Below are 24,497 nucleotides of genomic sequence, written 5' to 3'. Positions count from 1 at the left end.
TTTTAAACTCCGAAGCTTTCACCACAACCACACATATTCTTAACGTTGGGGTTGTGGTAGACCAAATTGCTGTTCAACCCTTGTCGAACATAATCGATTTCCGTTCCATCAATCATAGGCAGTGCGCTTAGCGCAATATAGAAATCGACGCCTCTTGAATGAAACTTAACATCGGACTCTTCGGGTCCATTAATCAGTTGTACGCAATAGGCAAAACCAGTACAGCCAGACGGCTTTACGCTTAGGTGAAAAAACTGACCATTTGAAGATAACTGAGTAATTCTGCCAACCGCCGACTCAGTTAGCTGTATGCCTTTCCACTCCATTTCATGGATAGAAATTTCTGCTGAACCAGAATTTTGGACGCTCATTCTACATTCCTCATTCGACTTGTTATTTGAGAATGATATTGATTACCATTTAAATATCAACCATTAAGTTTATGTGGACACAGAGAGTAAGCACTAGATGTTGACACACATTAAAAAGTAAATACTATATATAGAAATTAATTGATAATGATTATTATTAGCAGTAAGGATTTAAGAATGGATGTTATCGTTTACTCAAAACCTCAATGTGTTCAATGTACCGCGACAGTAAAAGCACTTAGCACAAAGGGAATTACTCATAAAGTCGTGGATCTCACACAAGATGATTCAGCTATGACGACCATTCAATCCTTAGGTTATAGGCAGGTGCCTGTTGTCGTCGCAGGGCTAAAACACTGGTCTGGATTTCGTCCTGATATGATCAGCCAAATACGCTAATGCTTGTTTATTACTCAAGCGCTTCAGGTAACACACAACGTTTTATAGAGCAGTTAAAGCTACCCGCTATCCGCTTATTCGATGGCTCAAGTGGCTCACTACCTGAGATCGCCAAGCTACAACCTGAAACCACCAAGCTGCAGCCGGAGATCACCGAGCCTTTTGTTTTAGTCTGCCCGACTTACGCTGATGGCTTTGGTCAAGGTGCCGTCCCAAAGGTTGTAATTCAAGCGCTCAATCAACAACATATTCGGTCTTTACTACGTGGGGTCATTGCATCTGGGAACCGAAATTTCGGTGAACTATTTGCTCATTCAGGCACCGTCATTGCTAAAAAATGCAACGTTCCTATTCTTTACCGATTTGAACTAGCAGGCACACCTCAAGATGTACAAGCGGTACGTCAAGGGCTAACTAAGTTTTGGAAACACAATGGACAATCAATTCACTCATGAGACGCTGGATTATCATGCGCTCAATGCCATGCTTAACCTTTTGGACGAGCGAGGTAAGATTCAATTTGAATCCGACCAACAGGCTGCTCGCCAATTTTTCCTGCAACACGTCAACCAAAATACGGTTTTCTTCCACAACTTAGATGAAAAACTTGATTACCTAATTAACGAAGGTTATTACGAGCCAGAGGTGATGAAGCAGTACCGCTCGGAATTCATTCACGATATTTGGAAGCAGGCATACCAAGTTAAATTTCGTTTCCGAACTTTCCTTGGTGCTTACAAATTCTTTACTTCATACGCACTAAAAACTCGTGATGGAAAACGCTACTTAGAGCGCTTCGAAGACCGAGTAGTAATGACCGCACTAACATTAGCGCAGGGCGATGAAGAGTTTGCCCACCAGCTCATGGTCGAAATCATCCAGCAAAGATTCCAACCCGCAACTCCTACTTTTATTAACTCAGGGAAGAAAAGTAGAGGGGAGTTAATTTCATGTTTCTTGCTTCGTATTGAAGACAACATGGAAAGCATCGGCAGGGCGATCAATTCTTCATTACAGCTGTCTCGCCGAGGCGGAGGCGTTGCTCTATTACTCAGTAACCTTCGAGAACAAGGCGCCCCAATTAAAGGGATTCTGAATCAGAGCTCTGGTGTGGTACCTGTCATGAAGTTGCTTGAAGATAGCTTTTCATATGCCAATCAACTTGGTGCAAGGCAGGGAGCGGGAGCCGTCTACCTCAACGTTCACCACCCAGACATCATGCAATTTCTTGATACTAAGCGAGAAAATGCCGATGAAAAAATCCGCATAAAAACCCTCAGCCTAGGCGTTGTGATCCCAGACATTACGCTTGAGCTCGCTAAGCAAAATAAGGATATGTATCTCTTTTCACCTCATGACGTAGAGAGAGTTTATGGCAGACCTTTTTCTGAAATAAGCGTGACCGAGAAATACACGGAAATGGTCGATGATTCACGAATTCGTAAAAGTAAAATTAGCGCACGAAGCCTATTCCAAACACTTGCCGAAATTCAATTTGAGTCTGGCTATCCATATATCATGTTCGAAGATACGGTCAACAATGCAAATCCGATTGAAGGTCGGATCAACATGTCCAATTTATGTTCAGAGATCCTGCAAGTTAACGATGCATCGAGTTTTAATGATGACCTGAGTTACGCTCACCTTGGTCGAGATATTTCATGCAACTTGGGCTCAATCAATATCGCCAAAGCGCTTGATGGCGGCGACCTTGCCCAAACAGTCGATGTGTCAATCAGAGCACTCAACGCCGTGTCAGAAATGAGTGCCATTGATAGCGTGCCTTCTATCCGTAAAGGCAACGACGAGAGCCATGCTATAGGGCTGGGGCAGATGAACCTTCATGGCTTTCTTGCCCGAGAAGGTATTCAGTATGACAGTAAAGAAGCCATTGATTTCACAAACGTTTATTTTGCAACCGTACTATTCCATTGCCTCACAGCGTCTAATCGATTGGCTCAACAGAAAGAAGCGACCTTTCACGGGTTCGAAAACTCTACTTATGCGAGCGGCGTCTTTTTCGATGACTACTTAGAAACTGAATATCGACCATGCACAGCAAAAGTCACGGAATTACTGAACAAGCTGAATTTGCCTCTTCCCAACCTAGATGATTGGGCAACTCTGAAGGCGCAAGTAATGGAGCACGGTTTGTACAATCGTAACTTACAAGCTATCCCACCTACTGGTTCCATTAGCTACATCAACGACTCTACTGCCTCCATTCATCCTATTACGGCAAAAGTTGAAATACGCAAAGAAGGCAAGATAGGTCGAGTGTATTTTCCTGCACCTTACTTAAATAACGATAACCTTGAATATTATCAAGATGCCTATGAGGTCGGACCAAAAGCCATTATCGATGTCTATGCGGCGGCCACTCGCCATGTCGATCAAGGCTTGTCACTCACCTTGTTTTTTAACGACAACGTCACCACTCGTGACATTAACAAGGCGCAAATATATGCATGGAAGAAGAAAATCAAAACACTTTATTACATTCGTATGCGCCAAAAAGCATTAGATGGAACTCAGGTTGACGGCTGTGTTTCTTGTACGCTTTGATTAAATGGAAAACCCACAATGACAACCATTACTGACCCGCAACCAGTCCGAGCCATCAACTGGAACCGATTACAAGACGACAAAGATCTGGAAGTTTGGAATCGACTCACTGTCAATTTCTGGCTTCCAGAAAAGGTACCACTGTCTAACGATATCCAAACATGGAAGCAACTGACTCAAGAAGAGCAAACGCTGACCATACGTGTTTTTACTGGGTTAACTTTACTCGATACCATTCAAAATACTGTTGGGGCTCCTGCCCTCATGGCTGACGCCCGAACGCAACATGAAGAAGCTGTGTTAACCAATATCGCTTTCATGGAAGCCGTTCACGCTAGAAGTTACTCGTCGGTGTTCTCAACCTTGTGCACAACGCCTCAAATTGATGAAGCATTCCGCTGGGCAGAAGAAAATGAGCTGCTTCAGAAGAAAGCTCACATCATTCTTAAAGACTACAAAGCAGATGAAGATCCACTCAAGAAAAAAATCGCGAGCGTCTTTCTAGAAAGCTTTCTGTTTTACTCTGGTTTCTATTTACCAATGTACTGGTCAAGCCGAGCCAAATTAACCAACACTGCCGATCTAATTCGGCTCATCATTCGTGATGAAGCTATTCATGGGTACTACATTGGATACAAGTTCCAACAAGCATTTAACGAGCTCAGTAAAACTGAACAAGGGCGTATAAAAGATGAGGCATTCTCTCTGATTTTTTCGTTATATGAATTAGAGATCCAATACACTGAGTCTTTGTATGATGAGTTAGGGTTAACTGAAGATGTGAAACACTTTCTTCATTACAACGCGAACAAAGCGCTCATGAACCTTGGATTTGAGCCACTTTTCCCCGATGAACTGTGCCAAGTTAGCCCTGCAATTATGGCTGCCCTTTCACCCAACGCTGATGAAAATCACGATTTCTTTTCAGGGTCAGGTTCTTCTTATGTCATAGGTAAGGCTGTCGCAACGGAAGATGAAGACTGGGACTTTTAAGCCCAAAAGCTGATAAGTATGTAAATATGCTGGCTTCTGTTGTGCCGTGTAAACCTGTACAACAGAAACCATACCCTATGAGATTACGAGCCTTTTACAGCGATAAAGTATCAATAGCACTTTGAATTTCACCTTATTCATCCAACATATTTTGAATTAACTCGGCTAACCGTTTTATCGCTTTTTCTTCCGAAGCTGAGCACTCAAATGATGAATTTATCCGAAAACAATGGTTAAACTGCTTACTTACAGAGAACATTTTCCCAGGCGCAATACTAATATTATCTTTCAAGGCTCGCTGGTATAAATCCGTCGCGTCTAAATGCTCAGGCAATTCAATCCATAAAAAATAACCACCTTCAGAGTAGTTTATATTCACACTAGAAGGAAAATAAGAACGTAGCATCTGCCAAGTTGCGAATTTACGTTGTTCCAGTTTTCTCCGCAATTGACGTAAATGATTTTCATAATTGCGAGTCGATAGATATTTAGCCATGGCAAGTTGAATAGGAGCACTGGCAGACAATGTGCTCATCAGTTGAAGCTTTTGAATAGGCAGAGCCATTTTCCCTGCCGCCACCCAACCAATTCGAAAACCAGCGACCAGAGTTTTAGAAAAAGATGAGCAATGCATCGTCATACCTTGCTGATCAAATGCTTTGGCTGGTAAAGGCTTTTTACCACTATAATAAAGCTCACTATATACATCATCTTCAATCAGGTAGACCTTGTACTCTGCCAATAACTCAATCAAACGCTTCTTTTTCTCACTCGAGAGAGTACAACCCAACGGGTTTTGATGATTTACCATCAACCAACACGCTTTTACTGGATGAGATTGAAGCGCCTTTTCAAGTGAATCAAGATCAATTCCATCTCGAGGATGGGTCCTGACAGATAACGCACGCAAATTAAGCCTTTGCAGAGACTGTAACGCGCCGTAAAACGTAGGAGATTCCACCACAACCCAGTCACCAGCTTGTGTTACCGCTTGAAGGCTCAAATTCAACGCCTCTAGTGCACCCGCCGTAATTACGATCTCTTCCGGATGTACGTTTATTCCTTGTGCCGCATAACGTTTGGCTATGAGTTGGCGCAAATCTTTATTCCCTGGAGGCAGATTATCCAAGGCACTTGAGGTTGGCATAGTACTCGCGGCGTTCATAAGAGATTTGTTTACTTGATGTCGAGGGTACAGCTTCGGATCTGGATAAACAGAGCCAAAATCGACGATACGCGGTGTCCGACTCGCTTGCAAAACATCAAAAATAAAATCATTAATATCGATAGCTTCAGCGGTCTGCATTGTTACATCTGAATTTTTTGGGCTCGAGTATTGGATTTTCGGTGCCACAAAGTATCCAGATCGGGCATGAGAAACGATCCACCCTTGGCTTTCTAGTACCTGATAAGCATGAAGCACCGTCATTAAGCTCATGTCGGAGATTTCAGTCTGTTTTCGTAATGAAGGAAGCTTATCACCCACTCCCCAAATTTCATTTTGAATTTGATTACGAATTTGCTCTACGAGCTTGTCATATTTTGCCAACGGAACAACGCCTCTATATCCAACATCTGACTATAGTACACGCACCAATCTGTTATACCTAAAATGACCATTTCTGTATCTATTATAGATTTTGATGAATTCTTATAATCATCCCACTTTCGGTTAGAGCCGAAAATCATTTCAACCCTTGAGTTGCCTATTAAATTAGCACCACCTTCTTTGTTGCTACGCATTTAACTATGTCATCGCAAAACATGCCGTGGCTAATGTGCCGAAACAAAGAAGCAGCAACAAATAAGCGCCAAGCGTTTGAAATATTATTGAAAATGATTCGATAGGAAATATCTATGAGCGATTTAAAAGCTGTAGCACTGCGTGCACTTACATTAATGGATCTTACTACTTTAAACGATGACGATACTGATGAAAAAATAATCGAGTTGTGTAAGAACGCTAAAACAACTGTAGGTAATACAGCAGCAGTGTGCATTTACCCACGTTTCATTCCTGTTGCAAAAAAACAATTACGTTTACAAGGTACACCGGATATTCGTGTAGTCACTGTCACTAACTTCCCTCATGGCAATGACGATATTGACATTGCTGTTGCCGAAACCAAAGCGGCCCTAATGTACGGCGCTGATGAAGTCGATGTGACATTCCCATACCGAGCTCTGATAGCAGGAAACGAAGAAGTGGGCTTTGAGATGGTTAAGCTATGTAAAGCAGCCTGCGGTGATACCCCACTGAAAGTTATCATTGAATCTGGTGAACTGAAAACTAAAGAACTAATCAAAAAAGCGTCTGAGATTTCAATCAAGGCAGGGGCTGACATCATTAAAACGTCCACAGGTAAAGTACCAGTAAATGCAACCCTCGAAGCTGCCGAAGTTATGTTATCAGTAATCAAAGACATGGGTGTTGAAAAAACGGTAGGTTTCAAGGCATCAGGCGGCGTACAAACGGCTGAAAACGCAAAAGAATATTTAGACATGGTTGATAGTATTTTTGGTAGCAAATGGGCAGATAACAGCATGCACTACCGTTTTGGAGCTTCTAGCTTACTAACAAATCTACTTTATACGCTTGGGGAAGGTGAGAAAACAGCCAAGAGCAGTTACTAACCATATCTCTAGCAGTGATGATTGCCATCGCAGACACCTGTTCTAAATACGGCAATAGAAACACATAAAATAGCTAAAGATAGTTTAGCTGAAAGCATGGTAGTGATTCTAATCCGTTGATTAAAGGGTTAACGAATTAATCAATACTTTGAAATCACTACCATTTTAAAATTGGGAAGACTCAAAAATGTCAGATTTTGAATTGAAACACAAAACCGCCTCAAAACTTTCTGAGCATATTGCGTATAAAATAACGCAGTGCCTCAAATTTCTTTTAAATATTTTTTATGGAAAAAAATACGCGAAGCGTGCCGTGATTTTGGAAACCATTGCCGCTGTGCCTGGAATGGTGGCTGGGATGTTTAATCATCTAAAAGCTTTACGCCGTATGAAAGATGATGAGGGATGGATCCGTGAATTGCTAGATGAGGCAGAGAATGAGCGAATGCATTTGATGATTTTCTTAGATATTGCTAAGCCTAGCTGGGTTGAACGAACGCTAGTACTGTTTGGTCAGGCTATTTTCATTATTGTATATAGCTTAATTTATGTGCTGTCTTCTAAAGTTGCACACCGCGTCGTGGGTTATTTTGAAGAAGAAGCCTGTAAAAGCTACACAGAATACCTGAGCAAAATTGATGACGGTGAAGTCGAAAACGTAGTCGCCCCACAAATTGCCATCGATTATTACAAGTTGCCATCAAGCGCTATGCTCAGAGATGTGATTGTAAAGATTCGCGACGATGAAGCTGAGCATAGAGATCGAAACCATTCATTTGCCGATGCGTACGAAAGTAACAATTTACCAAAACATCAGTATTAACTGTCCTTCTTTGGCGCCTGAAAATGGTTCTTTGAATATACTGAGAGAAAATACGGAAAGGTTGGATCGGTTATTAGTTGGTTGTTGGTTGTTGGTTGTTGGTTATTGATTGTTGGTTACTGTTTATTGGTAGCCAAATAAACCTCATAACCACCAACCGCTTCGCTGCCAAAGTCATCGAGTTAAAGAAAAGCTCTATGACTACAATCACGCTCGTCATTCGTAGTGCTCTTTACTCCATCAATGGCTCGAAAGATCCTGGAATTCTCCCCTAGGCATCGATGAGTTCGTCTAAACTGGTCCAAGTGTGGAAGCCTATGGTGGAAGTAAGCAAATATGTGCAATGATTGAAGTTCAACTCTCCGCTTCTAAATTCAGGGAATTACAGCAGTCGATTCTTATACTGTTCTGGTGTTTGATTTGCGTATTTTTTGAACATTGAAATGAAGGGGCTGGCTTGGTTATAGCCTAACGTTAGCGCGACTTCTTTTACCGATTGTCCATTCCTTAATAAGTCCATTGAATACAAATAACGAACTCTTAATCGCCACTCTGTAAAGCTCATCCCTAGCTCACTTTGACAATGCCGAGATAGGGTTCTTTCCGTGGTATGTACTCGTTCAGCCCAATCCCGAAGTGATACATCTTCCGTTGGATTCTCTTCTATTGATGCCAAAATAGGCGCAAGGTATTTGTTATCGGTAGACGGCAAAAAGTGGTGTTCTACTTGCTGTTCGGCAAGCTGATCCAACAGCACTTGAACCAATCGCTGATCTTGCTTACTTTGGGCGACATTGATTTCTCGATGACGAAAATCATCAATAATAGACGATACGATTGGCGTAACCTTAATAAGACTGGCTTTATTAGGAAGATGCCTTGTCAGCTCATGGGCGATATTCAAAGAGCAGTAATCCAAGGGTTTTCGATTATAACTGCAGTGGGTCACTCCAGCGGGAACCCAAATGGCTAAATGAGGCGGCGCTAAAAAACGCGTTCCTTCCGCTTCCATTTCAAGAATCCCGCCACTGATCAACTGCACTTGCCCCCAAGGATGGCTATGTACTCGTGTTTCAGTGTTAGAAAGAAACGCTTCAAAATTCATGAATACATTGGATGGTGCTTTATCAATCGATAAAGATGGGTGAAGGTTTCTTGTCGTTTTTTTCAAACTTGTCTTCCTATCGCGCTCAATGTCTTTTAAAAGATATCTGTAACTATAACGACCTGTCAAACTCTCTTGGTCACCTTAATTGCGATGGAATTCACATGCACTATCTTCTGCCATTTTTTACTGTTTGTATTTGGGGAGCAAATGCCATCGTCAATAAGCTTGCTGCCAGTGTTATTGAACCTAGCGCGATGAGCTTTTACCGCTGGGCGCTTGCCATGCTAATTTTAACGCCTTTTTGTATCCGCCCTGTCATTAAACAATGGTCAGCTATTCGCCCTAACCTATCTAAACTCGCTTTTCTTGCTTTCTTAGGAATGGTCTTAAACCAGTCATTAGGTTACTACGCAGGCTTAACCACCACGGCTTCGAACATGGCTTTAATTACCTCGCTGGTTCCACTAATTAGTGTCTTTATTAGTGTCCCTTTACTCAGTAAATCGATTTCTGGTTTAAGTATTCTTGGCGGTGTAATGTCGTTAGCTGGGTTAGCCTACATGCTAGGTCAAGGTGACCCATTATTCTTCTTACACCAAGAAATCACGCAAGGTGATGGGCTAATGCTGATTGCGGCGTGTGTTTACGCTTCATACTGTGTATTACTCAAACGTTGGAAAATGCCGATCAGTAATTGGGTGGTAATCTATACCCAAGGCATGTTCGCCGTCTTAATGCTGACTCCACTATGGTTAACGAGCGACCAACTATTACCCCCTCAACAAGCTTTACCGCTGATTGCTTATGCTGCCGTGGCCGCGTCTGTTTTGGCCCCTTGGATGTGGGTGAAATCAATCAATATTATCGGGGCCGATTCAAGTGCCATGTTCATGAATTTAATGCCAGTAGTCGCTATTGTGCTTGCTGCAACTTGGCTCGGTGAACAAATTCAGCATTTCCATTTGTTGGGTGGGATCATGGTCATTTCAGGAGTGACTCTGGCTCAAATAAAATTAACTAAAAAGCGCCTGCCTAATATAAAAGAAATGGAAACACCAAAAGCCCCAAATTAGATTGTAACCTACTGATAAGTATAACTTTCACTTACATATAAAAATTATTCACTCGATAATAATCAAATCCACCAGGGCCTAAAGTCACGCTTTGATCTATTAACGAAAGCGCCTAGCGAGGTGGATTGAATTCTTTCTCTGCAGATTTTACTTAATCAAATTGTGAATAAAGTCATCCCCTTAATGGTTAAATTGAACGCAGTATTGATTGCATTATCACCAACACTTAGCTTTAATGGACTGAGTTTATTGAACTAAATACTGTTAAGTCGTAAAGGAATTACAATGACTCTTTCTCCCCTATCTTTGATCATCCCATCTCTATTAGGTTTGGTGGTCCCTTCTGTTATCGCGGCTGATTTAGCCTCTAATACCACCCTTGCCAATGAACAACATTTTGTCCGAGGAAATGGTGCAGAGCCGAATACACTAGACCCTAGCTTTGTTAATTCAGGGATGCCGGGAGACATTATCGTTAATGATATGTTTGAAGGTTTCGTGATAGAGAACAGTGATGGCCAAATCATTCCCGGACAAGCTGAAAAATGGACATTCAGCAATGGCGGTAAAACGGTCACTTTTACTCTCAAAGACACCCTAAAGTGGTCAAATGGAGAACCAGTTACAGCATCAGATTTTGTCTTTGCTTGGCAGCGAGCAGTCTCGCCTAAAACCGGAAATAACACAGGGTTTGTTTTTGTCACCGCCAATATTGATAATGCCGATGAGATACTAAAAGGTAAAAAACAGCCGTCTGAACTTGGTATTAAAGCGATTGATGACCTAACCGTTCAAATTACTTTGAACAAGCCAACCCCGTATTTCATGAGTTTGATGAGTATTAAAACCTTCTTCCCTCTTCCGAAACATCTTGTTGAAGAAAAAGGCGATGCTTGGACTCGAGCTGAAAACATCGTAACGAATGGCGCTTACACGTTAACAAAGTGGGTACCTAACGAATATGTAGAAGTCGAACGAAATCCAACATACTGGGACAACCAATCAACGGTTATAAATAAAGTCACTTATTTAGGGCTGTCTTCGCAAAATGCCGAACTGATTCGTTATCAGTCGGGAGAAATCGATATGACAAACCGCGTACAATTGGAGTATTACCAAAAGCTACGTAAAGAAAGCCCTGAACAGATAAAAGCTCAAGCATTACTTGGCTCATATATTTATTCATTCAATACCAATAACCCTCCATTCGATAACGTACAAGTTCGTAAAGCACTGAGCATGGCAATCGACCGCGAAATTTTGGTGGATAAAGTTACGGGGCAAGGCGAACCTCAAGCCTACGGTGTTTCACCAAATAACATTCCTAACTATCAAGCACCACTGTCTACGTTTGAATCGTTAAGTGCGACACAAAGACTCACAGAAGCGAAGCAATTACTTGCCAATGCCGGATACGATAAGAGCAACCCATTAGCCTTTAAATTGACGTATAACACCAGCGAAAACCATAAGAAGATTGCTATCGCGATTGCTTCTATGTGGAAGCCGTTAAGTGTGAAAGTTGAATTAGAAAATATGGAATGGAAAGCCTACGTAGCGGCAAAAGGAGCGGGGGATTATCAAGTGGCACGTTCATGGGCATTTGGTGACTACCCTGAACCTTCTGCTTTGCTAGAAGGCTTTACCTGCGGTCACACTGCGAATGAAAGTGGTTTCTGTAATCCTAAATTTGATGAGCTAATGAGCCAAGCAAGCTTAACGGAAGATCAAACCTCTCGCTATGCCCTGTACCAGCAAGCAGAAACTCTACTGAATGATGCGGCTGCCGTGATCCCTTTATATCATTACAATCATACGCGCTTAGTGCGTAGCACTCTGAAAGGCTTCCCTAGAAATAATCCGAAAGGGAATATTTACGCAAAAGACCTCTATTTCATTCAAGACTAATGCTTCATTGAGTTAGCAGTTGATTTAAAAAAGAAAAAGGCAAGTGAGTATCGTCACTTGCCTTTTGATTGCTGTTTACGCAGAGATTTAACCCTATATTTCTGAAGAGCTTAAACTCAGACAATAAACCTTAGAATCTTAGAATCTTAGAATCTTAGAATCTTAGAATCTTAGAATCTTAGAATCGATACTAAGCCACTCGATAATGTGAGTCTAAGACACTGACTCCGAGACCGCTTTTCTTGGTCACTTTCAGCTGAACTGGAATACGCTCTTTCATTGCTTCAATGTGGCTGATTACCCCGATCATTTTCCCTGTAGCGTTCAAGTTATCTAACGCATCCAAAGCTATATCGAGAGTCTCAGCATCTAAAGTGCCAAAGCCTTCATCTAAGAATAATGAGTCGATACTGGTTTTATGACTCACTAGGTCAGATAGAGCAAGCGCCAGCGCTAAACTGACTAAGAAGCTTTCGCCGCCAGATAAGGTTTTTGTATCTCGCACTGCATCGCCTTGCCACGTATCAAGTACAGAAAGCTCTAAGCCCTCCCCACCTTTACGTTGTAAAAGATAACGACCGTGTAAGCGTTCAAGTTGCTGATTGGCAAGATACACAAGGTTATCTAAGGTCAGACCTTGAGCAAAAGTACGAAACTTATCGCCTTTCTGAGAACCAATCAAAGAGTGAAGATATTGAATATCCTCAAATTCCTTGCGGTACTGTTCAATCTGTTCAAAGAGCGCCCTTTGACCCGTTCGACGCTTTTCATCAGATTCTAACTCGTTGCTTAATTCACCTTGCTTCTTAGCGAGGTTATCAACGGCTTCTTGCAATTGTTCAAGCTGGATAGATACATCATCTAACTCAACTTTGCGCCACTCTTCCGCTTGGGGTTCAAGATCAAGCTTACTGATATTCGCCATCGCGGCTTTCACCACAGCTTGGCTGCCTTCAATGCGTTTTTCTAACTGTGTTTTTAGTAGAACTAATCTTTCTCGTTCCGGCTCAATCAATAACGACGCTAAAAATTCATCTTCATCTTTAATCGAACTTTCAGAAAGCTTTAGCTGCCAGTGTTTGAGTTTTTCCATAACGGCGACTTTAGCTTGCTGAATGTTTTCGACTAGCATATTAATTTCAGCGGAAACGGCATCCAATTGAGATTGCACTTGCTGCGTTGTAGCTAAAGCCGTTTGCTTGGTTTGCTCATGAGTGGTGACTCGTTTTGTGCTTAAATCACGCTCTTGCTCCACCAATTTATCTTGGAATAAATCGCTACGCTCACCTTTCAATTGCAGTAATTGCTCTGCGACATTTTTCACAAGTTCATCTTGTTTAGCCGATGATTCAGTCAGCTCATTCAGTTTTTCATTGAGCGTTAACGTATCTTTTTTCAAATCAGATAGTTGTTGCTGGTAAGTGTTCACTGACTGGCTAGCGACTTTCCATTGATTAACATCTTCATGTTTTTGGTTAAACCACGCATCAAGAGCCACACCCTCTTCTATTATAAAGCCGGTATTTTTAATGCTATTTCTGAGTTCAGATTCTAACTGAGATAACTCTAACTTCGCCTTTTCTGTTTGTTCTTTAAAGCTTGTGAGTTGCTGCTGGGAGGCTTCAAACTTCTGATTATCCAATTGATACTGAGACTGTAAGCTCTGAACTGAAAGTACAATCTGATTCTTCTCATCCGAAATAGTTTGAACAAGAACTTCAGCTTGATGTAATTGCTTTAGCTGCTGAGTAATCGATTCTTTTTGGTTTCTTAGCTGCTGCATCAAAACCTGAATCGCGCCAGATTCCGTGATCGGCAAGTCTATTTTTTGCGGTACACACTGCTGTTGCCAATGAGTCAATGCCGATTCGATTTGTTCGTTCAACCACACTTCACGAGCCTCGAACTCCACTTGTTGGCGAGTCAAGGTATCCAGTTCATTACGAATATCGCGACCTTGCTGCTCTACTTTTTCTAGCCCAAGTTCTGCTTGCTGAAGTTGTTCACGCAACTCTTCATCATGAGTCATACCCTCCACTTCATCAAAAGCGACAGCTTTAGGGTGTTCCAATGCTCCGCATAATGGGCACTCTTCGCCATCCACTAACTGAGTTCGATAATGAGCTAAGTGCCCTTCTTGCGTGATCAATTGCTTAGTTGATGCGACCAATAATTTTTGGGATTGATAATGCCCAAGCAGCTGTTCTCGTTTTTCTTCTAGTTGCTTTTTCGTTTGCTTCGCTTCTTGTAACCAATGATGTTTCTGTTGCTGTTCTGTGGTGAACTGCAGCCAATTAGATTGGATACTGAGTAGTGGTACTTCCAATGCCAATTGTGCAGTTAACGCACTTAATTCGTTTTCTAAAGACGACTTGTTATGGACAACAAGCAATGCATTAAGGCTTTGGTTCGCAGCATCGTGCTTTAGTATCACGTCATGTTGTTGTTGCTCAGCAGCCTGTAGTTTCAATTTACTTTGGGCTAGCAAGCCAGTTTGTTCTTCACACTGCTTGCTTGTCACAAGAGCGTTACTTTGTAGATCAGAAACCGTCAGCTGTCCTTTCTGGCATTGGCTGTGTTGCGCTTTCCAACCTTGTAACTGTACCTCAACATTTTCATCATTCGAATGTTGTTCAAGGTATTGAACTTGCTTGCCTAGCTGCAAATTGAGACTCGTGGTTTGCTCATCGGTATTTTTCAAAGACACTTGAACTTGAACCAAAGAGCTTAACAATGATGACTGCTTTGTTGCTTCAACTTGGCTCTGATTTACTAATTGTGCAATTTGCCCATCAAGTGGAACCACCTTTTGATTTATCAAGCTTTCCTGTTCAACATGGCGCAGTTTCACTTGTTCTAAATTTGTTTCTGCCGTTTTTAGCTCTCGGCTTTTTTCATCAAATGAGGATTGCGTAGTGATTAACTGCTCGCGCTTAGTTTGATTCTGCTTTTCTAGGCTTGTTAGCTGACGAGCAGATTCTTGCCACAAAGTATGAGGGGTACGAAGCTTTTCGGCAGGTTCACTTTTAGCCAACCTCTCCATATCTGAAGCTGCATTATCTCGTGCTGAATTAGCCGCGGTAAACTCTGTTTCAGCTTGATTCAGTTCAGAACTGAGCTTGTGATGTTGGTTCCACCAGCTTTTATGTTCAGTTAAAGCCTGCAGGGTTTGCTTATTTGCCTTTTGTTGAAGCGTTAAGTCAGACAGTTCTTGAGTAAATGCTTCTATTTGTTCAAAAGTCAGTAATTGAACGCCTTCAGCTTGAGATTCGAGCTGCGCTAAACCTTGCTTAGATTGGCTATATTGCTTGTGCACACCTTCGGAGATCAGACCGTAAATTTCAGTTCCAGTCAGCTCTTCCAATAGCTCCGCTCGCTCAGATTCCTTAGCATTAAGAAATGCAGCAAACTGACCTTGGGAGAGCATCATTGACTTGGTGAACCTATCAAAATCTAACCCTGTGAGTGACTCAACCAGCTCTGATTTCTTCTTGATTTGAGTGGCAAGGACTTTGCCAGATTCAACTTCTGCAAGCTCCACTTGGGCTGATTGCAAATTACCATCTAACTTTCCTCTTGAACGGCGCATGCTCCAAAACGATCGATACGCTTTGCCTTTCACTTCAAATTCGACTTCCGAAAAACACTCCGCCGTGCCTCTCGTCATAATTTCGTTGTTAGACGTTGAAATAGCGCCAAGCCTAGGTGTGTTGTGATACAAACCTAAACATATCGCATCAAGCAATGTCGTTTTTCCTGCGCCCGTTGCGCCCGTAATCGCGAATAAGCCGTTATCGACAAATGGAGACTGGGTAAAATCTATTTTCCACTCGCCCTTGAGTGAATTTAGGTTACCAAAGCGTAAGGTTAAAATTTTCATTCCGCTGAATCCTTATGCTCAATGTCTGACACGATTTGTTTAAAAGTCTGTGTGATTCGCTCTTTGCGGTTCTGCTGGTCTTCACCTTCAAACACTTCAAGTTCTAAGCGTTTTGAAAATACATCAAACGGCGTTAACTCAGCCAAAGTCTCGTTGTTTTGTTGGCTCAAAGAAGCTGAGTAGTTTTCACGTGCACGGCGTAATTGAAGCACTTCAATGTTAGTGCCTTCAACCATGGCTTGTATGCGATTTTGCAAGTCGGATAAGTAATCTTGAATTTTGACTTCAACCGATACCCAAACGCTCTCTTCCGAGTTGTCTTCCGCTAATTCTTTCAGGCTAGCTTCGACTTCTTGTAAGTCCCCTTTCACATTTGCCATCGCCTGAAATCTAGGAACTGAAATCGTTTCAATTGAACTGACTTTATCCGCTTCAAATTCAACCATCACAACTTGTTTTTCCGATTTTAATTCATCAAAGCTCAGTGGAATTGGCGACCCGCTGTAACGAATATGCTGCTTCTTCGCTACTATTTGAGGTCGGTGAATATGACCCAATGCAATGTAATCAGCGGGGGGGAAACCTTTTGCATCAAAACCATCAAGCGTTCCAATATAAATATCACGGACAGATTCAGACGTGGTTACCCCAAGCGCGGTTAAGTGACCGGTCGCAACAATAGGGATAGATAGATGTTTAGATTGTCTCAGTTCATTCGCATGATCATATAAAGCATGATAGTGCTGAGAAATAGCTTGCCCCAACGCTTGCTGCTTGTCTGTTCCCGACTCACCCGCTTGGCTGCTGACTACGTCTCTCGCTCGAACAAAAGGCACGGCGCATAGGTACGCCCCAACTTTATCTTTGTTCATGAGCGGAATAATTTGTGAGTCTAGATCATCACTTGTATTAGCAATAACATGAGTATTTAAGCAAGCTAACAATTGCTTAGATTCATTCAGTGTTGAAACGGAATCGTGGTTACCGCCAAGCACCACCAACTGGCATCCTAATTGATTCAAGTCCACGACAAACTGGTTATACATTTCTCTGGCATAACTGGGTGGAGCGCCAGTATCAAACACATCTCCCGCGACAATAACGGCATTAATATCAAAAGCGGTGACTTGCTTAAGTAGCCATTGAATGAAAAGTTGATGCTCGTTTTTACGGCTTTTGGTAAAGAAGTTTTGACCAAAATGCCAATCGGAAGTATGGAGAATGCGCATAGAAAACACTGTCTGATTTAAGTGGTTTAATTGTGCCAACTAAATCTAGCAGTGAAAAGGAAATCTCTGCTTTAATTCTTATGTCGTTAGGTATATTGTTTCTAATAAGTAACTGACTTGTTAATCAATAAAAATATAATAATTAGGAACAGTGTATGGGCGGTAATCAAAATAGACAAAGTGGTAAACGCGATGTCACTTTACGCTTTTTAGCAGAACCAGGGGACGTGAACTTCGGCGGCAAAGTACACGGCGGCGCAGCAATGAAATGGATCGATTTAGCCGCTTACGCCTGCTCTGCCGGTTGGAGTGGTAAATATTGTATTACTGCTTACGCTGGGGGAATTCGCTTTGTTGCACCCATTCATGTAGGCAACCTTGTTGAAGTAAGTGCCAAGGTTATTTATACCGGCTCTTCTTCTATGCATATCGCCATCGATGTTCAAGCTAGCGATCCTAAGGAGCTTAACAACCGATTGACGACTCACTGCATCGTTATCATGGTTGCCGTTGATGAAAATGGCTCACCAACTAAGGTGCCGGAATGGATACCTGAAACCGATGAAGATACTGAGCTTCGCGATTCTGCGATTCGCTTAATGAACATGCGTAAGCAGATTGGCGAAGAAATGGAAGCTCACGTTAAGTATCTAAAATAAAAAGTAACGGCTTCCTGAGTCATTCTCAAATAAGCATTTTGAACAGCAAGCAGCACCTAAAAGCTTGGTATTGAAGTCGAACGATAAAACCTAGCCCATTCTCTTTTTACTTACTTTCAAATAGAAAGAACCAAGGGGCTGGGTTTTGTCTACTGAGCATATGGTTATTCACTCTTCACTAGGTCGTGATAAGCAACCCTATTTTATAATCAACCGTACTCACATCATTCTATTGTTGAACGCTTTACACGTTCTTCCTTCCATTCTTTTACAGAATATCGCCTTTGAACCGTTTTTAATAAGCCGTGTAATATATTCGTCATTTTGCTTTGCTTAAATGCCACTTCTAATAATGGACTAGCATATATTCAGGAGTAACCCTTGGGCATCACACGCACCACGCTAAGCGAATCAACTCTCAATAATTTAAAAGCAGTGGAATATCAATGGGTTCGTACCTTGTATGTGGAAGGCTACAATAGCGATGAGATTAATCACTATATTCAAGCGTGTTTTGGCGGGGACAATACTTTTGCAGATCTATTCCGTAGAGTCGCATTAAATCAAGAGAGTATTTATGTTTTGCTACAGCATCAGGGCTGTGCCCCCTCTAATCGGGAGTTTTAAAACCGTTTAATACAACGTCTATACCTAGTCTTAGTCTTAGTCTTATAGAGCATCAATTTTCATGTTACATAAATTAAAAGATGGCTTAAGTTTCAATCCTAGTTCAACTAATCGTGATGATGCTTAAGTCTTAGATTTCAAATTTTATAAACTCCCCATCACAAGACCCCATCATTTTTAAAAACGAAATCATGCTAATGCATCACTTTGTAGATGTAATAAGATCTTGTTACACCTTAATAATTGAACTATCACGCAGCTCAGAATGAGCATTGTATTAATAGAACTTGCCTCCTCTATACTCAAATCCATCAATTTGACCTCTATTGATAATTTAGTTCCTAATCATGGGACAGTTAACTAAGTAAGGTAACGAGCTAAGTAAGTTCTGAGAGCGTTACGCACATTACTGAAAATAAGTACCAGATATGTTCAATATTGGTATTGAAATAAGGTCAATAGATACAAGTAATTTTAGAGTAGGCATAAAAAAACCCAAGCATATGCTCAGGTTCTGGTTACAAATCACTATTAATGGTTAACGGCGTAAGGAACCTCATTAATAGCTAGCTATGCGTAACACTAGAGTTACTCTTATTACTGATCAGCGGCCAAACCAAATAGTGTAATAAGAATGCCAATTAAGAGCGACCTATGTGGTCGCTCTTATTATTATCACTATAGCTTATCCTTTTACCCCACCCGCAGTCAAACCACCAACTAACCAACGCTGTGCAAGTAAGAATACTGCTGTAATTGGTAGTGCTGAAAGTACTGCTGCTGCTGCGAAGTCACCCCATAAGTAGTTTTGTGGGTATAAGTACTGCTGCATGCCTACTGCTAATGTGTATGAGTTCACATCAGAAAGCAGAAGTGACGCTACTGGTACTTCACCAACTACACCGATGAAAGACAGGATAAATACAACCGCTAGAATCGGCACTGAAAGTGGTAGTAGTACCAGTTTAAATGCTTGCCACGGTGTTGCTCCATCCAGAGCTGCCGCTTCTTCTAGTGAGTTATCAATGGTTTCGAAGTAGCCTTTAATCGTCCATACATGCAGCGCGATACCGCCTAAGTAAGAGAAGATCAAACCACCATGGGTATTCAACCCTAGGAATGGGATGTATTGCCCTAACTTGTCAAATAACGCGTAAATTGCAACCAAAGCCAACACTGCTGGGAACATTTGGAAAATCATCATCGCTTTCAAGATAGTTTCTTTACCTTTAAAGCGCATACGAGCAAATGCATAAGCCGAAGTTGTAGACAGTGAAACGATTAGGATAGACGTGATACCCGCTACCTTAATTGAGTTCCATAACCAGGTTAGTACTGGGAATGGAGGAGGCGTAACACTACCATCCGCGTTCGTTACCGACATCCCTAACGCAAGTTTCCAGTGCTCCAGAGAAGGGTTTTCTGGAATCAAGCTACCTGTCGCAAAGTTACCTTCACGGAAGGAAATCGCAATGATCATAAGTAATGGAAAAATAATCATCGCTAGGAAACACCACAAAGCGATATGCGTTGCCCACACACGGTATTTAAGGTTTTTACCTTGTACCATAGCCATTGTATTGCTCCTTAATCTTGAGACAGTTTAGTGAAACGTAGGTTTAGTAGTGCTAGTCCACCAACCAATAGGAATATCAGAGTAGCAATGGCACTTGCTAGACCGAAGTCTTGACCGCCGCCGCCTTCAAATGCGATTCGGTATGTGTAGCTTACTAATAGATCCGTGTAACCTGCTGGTTCAGAAGTACCAATCATGTTTGGACCACCATTCGTCAACAATTGAATCATTACGAAGTTGTTGAAGTTAAACGCGAACGCAGCAATAAGAAGCGGTGTTAACGGTTTAATCATCAGCGGGAATGTTACGCGACGGAAGTTATCAATGAAGTTAGAGCCATCAATCGCTGACGCTTCATACAAATCATCAGGAATCGCTTTTAACAGACCCATACAAAGAATCATCATGTAAGGGAAGCCAAGCCATGTGTTAACCATCAACACCATTGTTTTCGCTAGAATTGGATCTGAGAACCAGTTAGGGCTTAAGCCGAAGATAGCTTCAAGCACCATGTTGATTTCACCAAAACTTTGGTTAAACAAGCCTTTAAAGATAAGGATTGAGATAAACGCAGGTACAGCATATGGCAGAATCAGTAATACACGATAAATTGCTCGTCCTTTAAGCTCTTCCCATTGCACGATGTTTGCCAGCACTAAGCCAATAGCCAGTGTTAAGCCAACCGTTAAGATGGAGAAGACAACCGTCCAGATAAAGATACTGATGAAAGGTTCTTTAATACCGTCATCTTTCCATACACGCTCAAAGTTGTGCGTACCAATACCGACAACGAAACCTGGTGATATTGTGTTACCAATAAAGCTGCCGCTTTCATCAACAGGCTGATAGAAACCCACTTCCATATTAGGTTTAAGTACTTCACCAGTTTCGTTGTTCAGTAATGTTTCACCATCTTCTTGCAAAGTATACAAAGGCGCCACAGAAGCAAACTTACGTAAGCCGCTCATGCGGATGTCTTCGCCAGTTGGAAGATGGAAATCAATGCCGCTCAACGTCGCTTTATTTTGAATGATCGTTTTGATCTTTTCTTTGCTGCCTTGAGAAGCTTCAATTAGAGATAAATCCATGTCCGACGCTGATAAGCCTTCTAAAGAAAACTCATCTGTCGCTAATAATTGCTCGCCATCTTTCACTACAATTTGGTGACCGTTATCAGTCTTGTACAGTGTGAATGGGAAGCTATCTCCGCTTTGGAATGTACGGTCAAGCAATACCGTTTGCGTACGTTCAAGCGTAAGTTGGTTCTTTGCACTGTAGTTTGTGAAGGCTAGTCCGACGGTATATGCCAATGGGAAAAGAATGAATAAGATCATTCCGGCAATACCTGGGTAAATGTAACGGTGGGCGTAAGTTTTCTTACTACCGAAAATGTAAAGTGCCAGAGCCGTTAGAATCACTGTCAGCAACGCAAAAGCGAGCTCACCGCGAGAATACATAAGAATAGTAGCGTAGCCATTGATTAAGCCTACGGTACCAAGCGCTCCCCATTTGATGAAGACGCTTTTACTACCGGGAAGGCTCGCTGGTGCTGAGATAGCATCTGTACCTTGAACTGACTGCATAGAGGAACCTGCTAGCGATATATAAAATTTAAGAAAGTAAGGAGAGGTTACCCCCTCCTTAAAAGGTTTTTCGTTTAATGTTTTTTGTTACTTAGTCATTCGAGCTTCAGCAGCTTCTAGTGCTTGGTTTACATTTTGACGACCGTCAACAACGTTACCAATCGCTTCTTCCATGCTGTACCAGAATGTTGTGAACTGAGGAATGTTCGGCATAATTTCACCGTTCATTGCGTTGTCCATTGTTGCTGCGATACGAGTGTCGCTGTCTAATTGACGTTGGAAAGAGTTTAGAGCAACAGCGCCAAGTGGCTTGTCGTCATTTAGGCTCTTCATACCAGCATCAGTCAGTAGGTAGCTTTCCATGAACTCAACCGCTAAGTCTTTGTTTGGAGAAGCAGTACTGATACCACCAGCCCATACACCAACGAATGGTTTAGACGCTTTACCATTGAATTTAGGAAGCGTTGTAACACCGTAATCTACGCCTGCTTTCTCAATGTTTGACCAGCCCCAAGGACCGTTGATTGTCATTGCTACGTTACCCGCAACAAATTCAGACTCAGCAACTGAGTAATCCATGTCTGCTGAAATTACTTTGTCTTTTACCATCTTCTCGATGAAACCAAGTGACTTTTGAACACCTTCAGTTGCAACACCTGCATCTTTAATGTCGTAGCCTTCAGCAACTTGCTTAAATGCGTAACCGCCATCAGCGGCTAGAAGTGGCCATGTGAAGTATGCACCGCCACGTAGTGGCCACATGATAGCTTTCTTGCCTTGCTTTTGTAGCTCAGCATTAAGAGCTGGAACTTCTTCCCACGATTTAGGAGGGTTTGGAACCAACGCTTTGTTGTAAATAAGTGAAACAGACTCTACCGCTACAGGGTAAGCAATTGTTTTGCCTTTATACGCCACAGCATCCCATGCAAAATCTACGATACCTTCTTTAATTTCTTTTGAAGGTTTGATATCAGCAAGAAGTCCTGCTTCTGCAAAACCGCCAAAACGGTCATGTGCGTAGAAGATCATATCCGGACCGTCACCAGCAGCTGCAACTTGTGAGAACTTTTCTTCTAGTTTATCTGGGAATGCGACAGTTACTTTTACGCCAGTGTCTTCTTCAAAACGTTTACCGACTTCTGCCATTCCTTCGTAAGCTTTATCGCCACCAACCCAAATAGTCAATTGACCTTCTTCGATAGCAGCATTAGCACCAAAAGAACCCAGTGCAACTAGTGTACCTAGTGCTACAGCGCTTAGAGCGTTTTTCATGTTCATATCCTTTTTATATTTATACGTAGGGCATATCACTAAGGATGAGCCAAGTTTCGATGCTTATGATCTGAGAAAACAAGGGTTCAATCATCATCCTAGCGACTACGCCCTTGCTATTATGGCCTAATTTCGTGATCACCATCCGGTAACGTTAGAGACCGAAATCACAAAACAAATACTCACCGTGATCAATGTCACCGTTATGCACTAGGTTTATTTGAACTGGATCGCCATTTCCCAAGAATCCTATTTATCTACTCCTCCCCTACTACTCCCCCCAGTAAATATGTCATTAGGAGGATGCGCCTTTCCCTTAATTCCCTGAAACTGCATCCATCCAAGAGTGGATAGTAAGAACCCTTTACCAGCAGTTTCATTTAAGATGCTCAATAGGCAAGTTTAAATGCAGTATGTTGGTTTGCATTGCCCGTATTCACCTATGAGCATCAAACTAAACTAGTGAATCTTTCACGGGGGAGGTTTAGTTGGATGTGGGGGATTAGATGTATATTTGGCTATGATGGGTGAAGCTTAACGAGCCAGTTAAGATTCACCCACTTTTTCTTACTTTCTCAACTACTTACCAATTCCTACTGTTACTGCTGAAACGAAAATCTCTTATAATGATCAGCAGTAGATAATAAAATTTGATCGAGGACGAGCTAGATGACAAGTGTTACGCTAAAAAACGTTTGTAAATCCTATGGCGATGTGAAGATTTCTAAGGATGTGAGCTTAGAGATTAACGAAGGCGAGTTTGTCGTATTCGTTGGGCCATCTGGTTGTGGTAAATCAACCTTACTGCGTTGTATCGCTGGTTTAGAAGACATCACTTCTGGTGATTTATACATTGGTGACCAACGCATGAACGACGTTGAGCCTTCAAAGCGTGGGGTTGGTATGGTATTCCAATCTTATGCTCTTTATCCTCACCTTAATCTATACGACAACATGTCTTTTGGTCTTAAGCTTGCTAAAGCAGACAAATCTGAGATTGATAAGCGTGTTGAACATGCAGCAGAAATCCTGCAATTAGGTCACCTACTTGAACGTCAACCAAAAGCACTATCTGGTGGTCAACGTCAACGTGTGGCAATTGGTCGTACTCTTGTATCTCAACCTAATGTATTCCTACTTGATGAACCGCTATCTAACCTAGATGCAGCACTTCGTGTTCAAATGCGTTCACAAATTACTAAACTGCAACGTCAACTTGGCTGTACCATGATTTATGTTACACACGATCAGGTTGAAGCAATGACAATGGCAGACAAAATTGTTGTTCTTGATGGTGGTTATGTATCTCAAGTTGGCCGCCCACTAGAGCTTTACCACTACCCTGAAAACCGCTTTGTTGCAGGCTTCATCGGTTCACCTAAAATGAACTTCATGAGCGTGCAGATTGAAAAAGTAGAATCAGAACGCGTATTGGTTCAGCTGTCTAACGGCACAACTTTCTGGATCGATGTTGATGGAACGACGGTTAATGAAGGTGACCGCATGTCACTGGGTGTTCGCCCAGAGCATTTAGTTTCAGCTGAAACAGGCGATGCTAACATCGAAGGCGATGTGATGATCGTTGAAAAGCTTGGTAACGAAACTCAAGTTTACCTAAACCTTGAAAGTGCCGATGCAGACGTTATTTACCGTCAGCCAGATACACTAACGATTGAACCAGGTGATAAACTGGCTATTGGTATTCCAGCTCACCGTTGTCACTTATTCCACAGTGATGGTCGTGCGTGTCGCCGTATGTACAAAGAATATGGTCTAGACTAATCAGGCAGTCTTTCC

Annotated in this window: 19 protein-coding genes; 11 read left to right on the top strand and 8 right to left on the bottom strand. The window is 42.0% G+C overall.

Features of this window, described 5'->3' with window-relative positions; translation table 11 throughout:
• Nucleotides 1–2: 2 nt before the first annotated feature.
• Nucleotides 3–371: an iron-sulfur cluster assembly accessory protein gene (locus tag OCU78_RS14720; RefSeq protein WP_137371989.1), complete on the bottom strand. Its 369-nt coding sequence runs from the start codon at nucleotides 369–371 to the stop codon at nucleotides 3–5.
• A gap of 177 nt (nucleotides 372–548) precedes the next feature.
• Between OCU78_RS14720 and nrdH the strand changes: the two genes are divergently transcribed.
• The 4 genes from nrdH to nrdF are packed head-to-tail and all read left to right on the top strand — an operon-like array spanning nucleotide 549 to nucleotide 4,328.
• Nucleotides 549–770, top strand: a complete 222-nt coding sequence (gene nrdH / locus OCU78_RS14715; RefSeq protein ID WP_137371988.1) for a glutaredoxin-like protein NrdH — start codon at nucleotides 549–551, stop codon at nucleotides 768–770.
• Nucleotides 770–1,225 carry a class Ib ribonucleoside-diphosphate reductase assembly flavoprotein NrdI gene (nrdI, locus tag OCU78_RS14710; RefSeq protein ID WP_137371987.1) on the top strand — a complete coding sequence of 152 codons (456 nt, stop codon included), beginning with the start codon at nucleotides 770–772 and terminating at the stop codon, nucleotides 1,223–1,225. Before nrdH ends, nrdI begins: the two co-directional genes overlap by 1 nt.
• A complete protein-coding gene (gene nrdE / locus OCU78_RS14705) occupies nucleotides 1,203–3,335 on the top strand; it encodes a class 1b ribonucleoside-diphosphate reductase subunit alpha (protein WP_137371986.1) in 2,133 nt (710 codons plus the stop codon). Before nrdI ends, nrdE begins: the two co-directional genes overlap by 23 nt.
• A gap of 18 nt (nucleotides 3,336–3,353) precedes the next feature.
• Nucleotides 3,354–4,328 carry a class 1b ribonucleoside-diphosphate reductase subunit beta gene (gene nrdF, locus OCU78_RS14700; RefSeq protein ID WP_137371985.1) on the top strand — a complete coding sequence of 325 codons (975 nt, stop codon included), beginning with the start codon at nucleotides 3,354–3,356 and terminating at the stop codon, nucleotides 4,326–4,328.
• A gap of 133 nt (nucleotides 4,329–4,461) precedes the next feature.
• Here nrdF and OCU78_RS14695 read toward each other — a convergent pair whose 3' ends face one another.
• Nucleotides 4,462–5,877, bottom strand: a complete 1,416-nt coding sequence (locus OCU78_RS14695) for an aminotransferase-like domain-containing protein (RefSeq protein WP_137371984.1) — start codon at nucleotides 5,875–5,877, stop codon at nucleotides 4,462–4,464.
• A 308-nt stretch (nucleotides 5,878–6,185) separates the two neighbouring features.
• Here OCU78_RS14695 and deoC point away from each other — a divergent pair, with 308 nt between their 5' ends.
• Nucleotides 6,186–6,962: a deoxyribose-phosphate aldolase gene (gene deoC / locus OCU78_RS14690; protein ID WP_137371983.1), complete on the top strand. Its 777-nt coding sequence runs from the start codon at nucleotides 6,186–6,188 to the stop codon at nucleotides 6,960–6,962.
• Nucleotides 6,963–7,149: 187 nt separating this feature from the next.
• Nucleotides 7,150–7,785, top strand: coding sequence for an alternative oxidase (locus OCU78_RS14685; protein ID WP_137371982.1), 636 nt, complete (start codon nucleotides 7,150–7,152; stop codon nucleotides 7,783–7,785).
• A 382-nt stretch (nucleotides 7,786–8,167) separates the two neighbouring features.
• Here OCU78_RS14685 and OCU78_RS14680 read toward each other — a convergent pair whose 3' ends face one another.
• Nucleotides 8,168–8,956 (bottom strand): AraC family transcriptional regulator, encoded by a 789-nt coding sequence (locus OCU78_RS14680; protein ID WP_137371981.1) that lies wholly within the window; start codon nucleotides 8,954–8,956, stop codon nucleotides 8,168–8,170.
• A 98-nt stretch (nucleotides 8,957–9,054) separates the two neighbouring features.
• Here OCU78_RS14680 and OCU78_RS14675 point away from each other — a divergent pair, with 98 nt between their 5' ends.
• Both OCU78_RS14675 and OCU78_RS14670 read left to right on the top strand, forming a co-directional pair.
• Nucleotides 9,055–9,966, top strand: a complete 912-nt coding sequence (locus OCU78_RS14675) for a DMT family transporter (RefSeq protein WP_137371980.1) — start codon at nucleotides 9,055–9,057, stop codon at nucleotides 9,964–9,966.
• 285 nt (nucleotides 9,967–10,251) lie between these two features.
• The gene (locus OCU78_RS14670) at nucleotides 10,252–11,874 is read left to right on the top strand and encodes a peptide ABC transporter substrate-binding protein (protein WP_137371979.1); all 1,623 of its coding nucleotides are present in this window, start codon (nucleotides 10,252–10,254) and stop codon (nucleotides 11,872–11,874) included.
• Nucleotides 11,875–12,064: 190 nt separating this feature from the next.
• On the opposite strand, the gene OCU78_RS14665 is transcribed toward OCU78_RS14670, so the two are convergent.
• Nucleotides 12,065–15,754: an AAA family ATPase gene (locus OCU78_RS14665; RefSeq protein ID WP_137371978.1), complete on the bottom strand. Its 3,690-nt coding sequence runs from the start codon at nucleotides 15,752–15,754 to the stop codon at nucleotides 12,065–12,067.
• Nucleotides 15,751–16,983 carry an exonuclease subunit SbcD gene (sbcD, locus tag OCU78_RS14660; RefSeq protein WP_137371977.1) on the bottom strand — a complete coding sequence of 411 codons (1,233 nt, stop codon included), beginning with the start codon at nucleotides 16,981–16,983 and terminating at the stop codon, nucleotides 15,751–15,753. Before sbcD ends, OCU78_RS14665 begins: the two co-directional genes overlap by 4 nt.
• A gap of 155 nt (nucleotides 16,984–17,138) precedes the next feature.
• On the opposite strand from sbcD, the gene OCU78_RS14655 reads away from it, so the two are divergent.
• Together OCU78_RS14655 and OCU78_RS14650 are read left to right on the top strand one after the other, a co-directional pair.
• On the top strand, nucleotides 17,139–17,642 hold the full coding sequence (locus OCU78_RS14655; RefSeq protein WP_137371976.1) for an acyl-CoA thioesterase: 504 nt from the start codon (nucleotides 17,139–17,141) through the stop codon (nucleotides 17,640–17,642).
• A gap of 381 nt (nucleotides 17,643–18,023) precedes the next feature.
• Complete coding sequence (locus tag OCU78_RS14650; protein WP_137371975.1) at nucleotides 18,024–18,269, top strand: hypothetical protein; 246 nt, start codon at nucleotides 18,024–18,026, stop codon at nucleotides 18,267–18,269.
• 685 nt (nucleotides 18,270–18,954) lie between these two features.
• On the opposite strand, the gene malG is transcribed toward OCU78_RS14650, so the two are convergent.
• The 3 genes from malG to malE all read right to left on the bottom strand — a co-directional run bounded on the left by malG (nucleotide 18,955) and on the right by malE (nucleotide 22,700).
• Nucleotides 18,955–19,845, bottom strand: a complete 891-nt coding sequence (gene malG / locus OCU78_RS14645; RefSeq protein ID WP_137371974.1) for a maltose ABC transporter permease MalG — start codon at nucleotides 19,843–19,845, stop codon at nucleotides 18,955–18,957.
• An 11-nt stretch (nucleotides 19,846–19,856) separates the two neighbouring features.
• Nucleotides 19,857–21,428: a maltose ABC transporter permease MalF gene (gene malF, locus OCU78_RS14640; RefSeq protein ID WP_137371973.1), complete on the bottom strand. Its 1,572-nt coding sequence runs from the start codon at nucleotides 21,426–21,428 to the stop codon at nucleotides 19,857–19,859.
• Nucleotides 21,429–21,515: 87 nt separating this feature from the next.
• Nucleotides 21,516–22,700 carry a maltose/maltodextrin ABC transporter substrate-binding protein MalE gene (gene malE, locus OCU78_RS14635; RefSeq protein WP_137371972.1) on the bottom strand — a complete coding sequence of 395 codons (1,185 nt, stop codon included), beginning with the start codon at nucleotides 22,698–22,700 and terminating at the stop codon, nucleotides 21,516–21,518.
• A 669-nt stretch (nucleotides 22,701–23,369) separates the two neighbouring features.
• Here malE and malK point away from each other — a divergent pair.
• A complete protein-coding gene (malK, locus tag OCU78_RS14630; RefSeq protein ID WP_137371971.1) occupies nucleotides 23,370–24,482 on the top strand; it encodes a maltose/maltodextrin ABC transporter ATP-binding protein MalK in 1,113 nt (370 codons plus the stop codon).
• The last annotated feature ends 15 nt before the right edge of the window (nucleotides 24,483–24,497 follow it).

It is taken from the genome of Vibrio gallaecicus (genome assembly GCF_024347495.1).
GTDB lineage: Bacteria > Pseudomonadota > Gammaproteobacteria > Enterobacterales > Vibrionaceae > Vibrio > Vibrio gallaecicus.
Note: the sequence above shows the minus strand (reverse complement) of the source record. Positions and strands in the feature narration are given on the sequence as shown.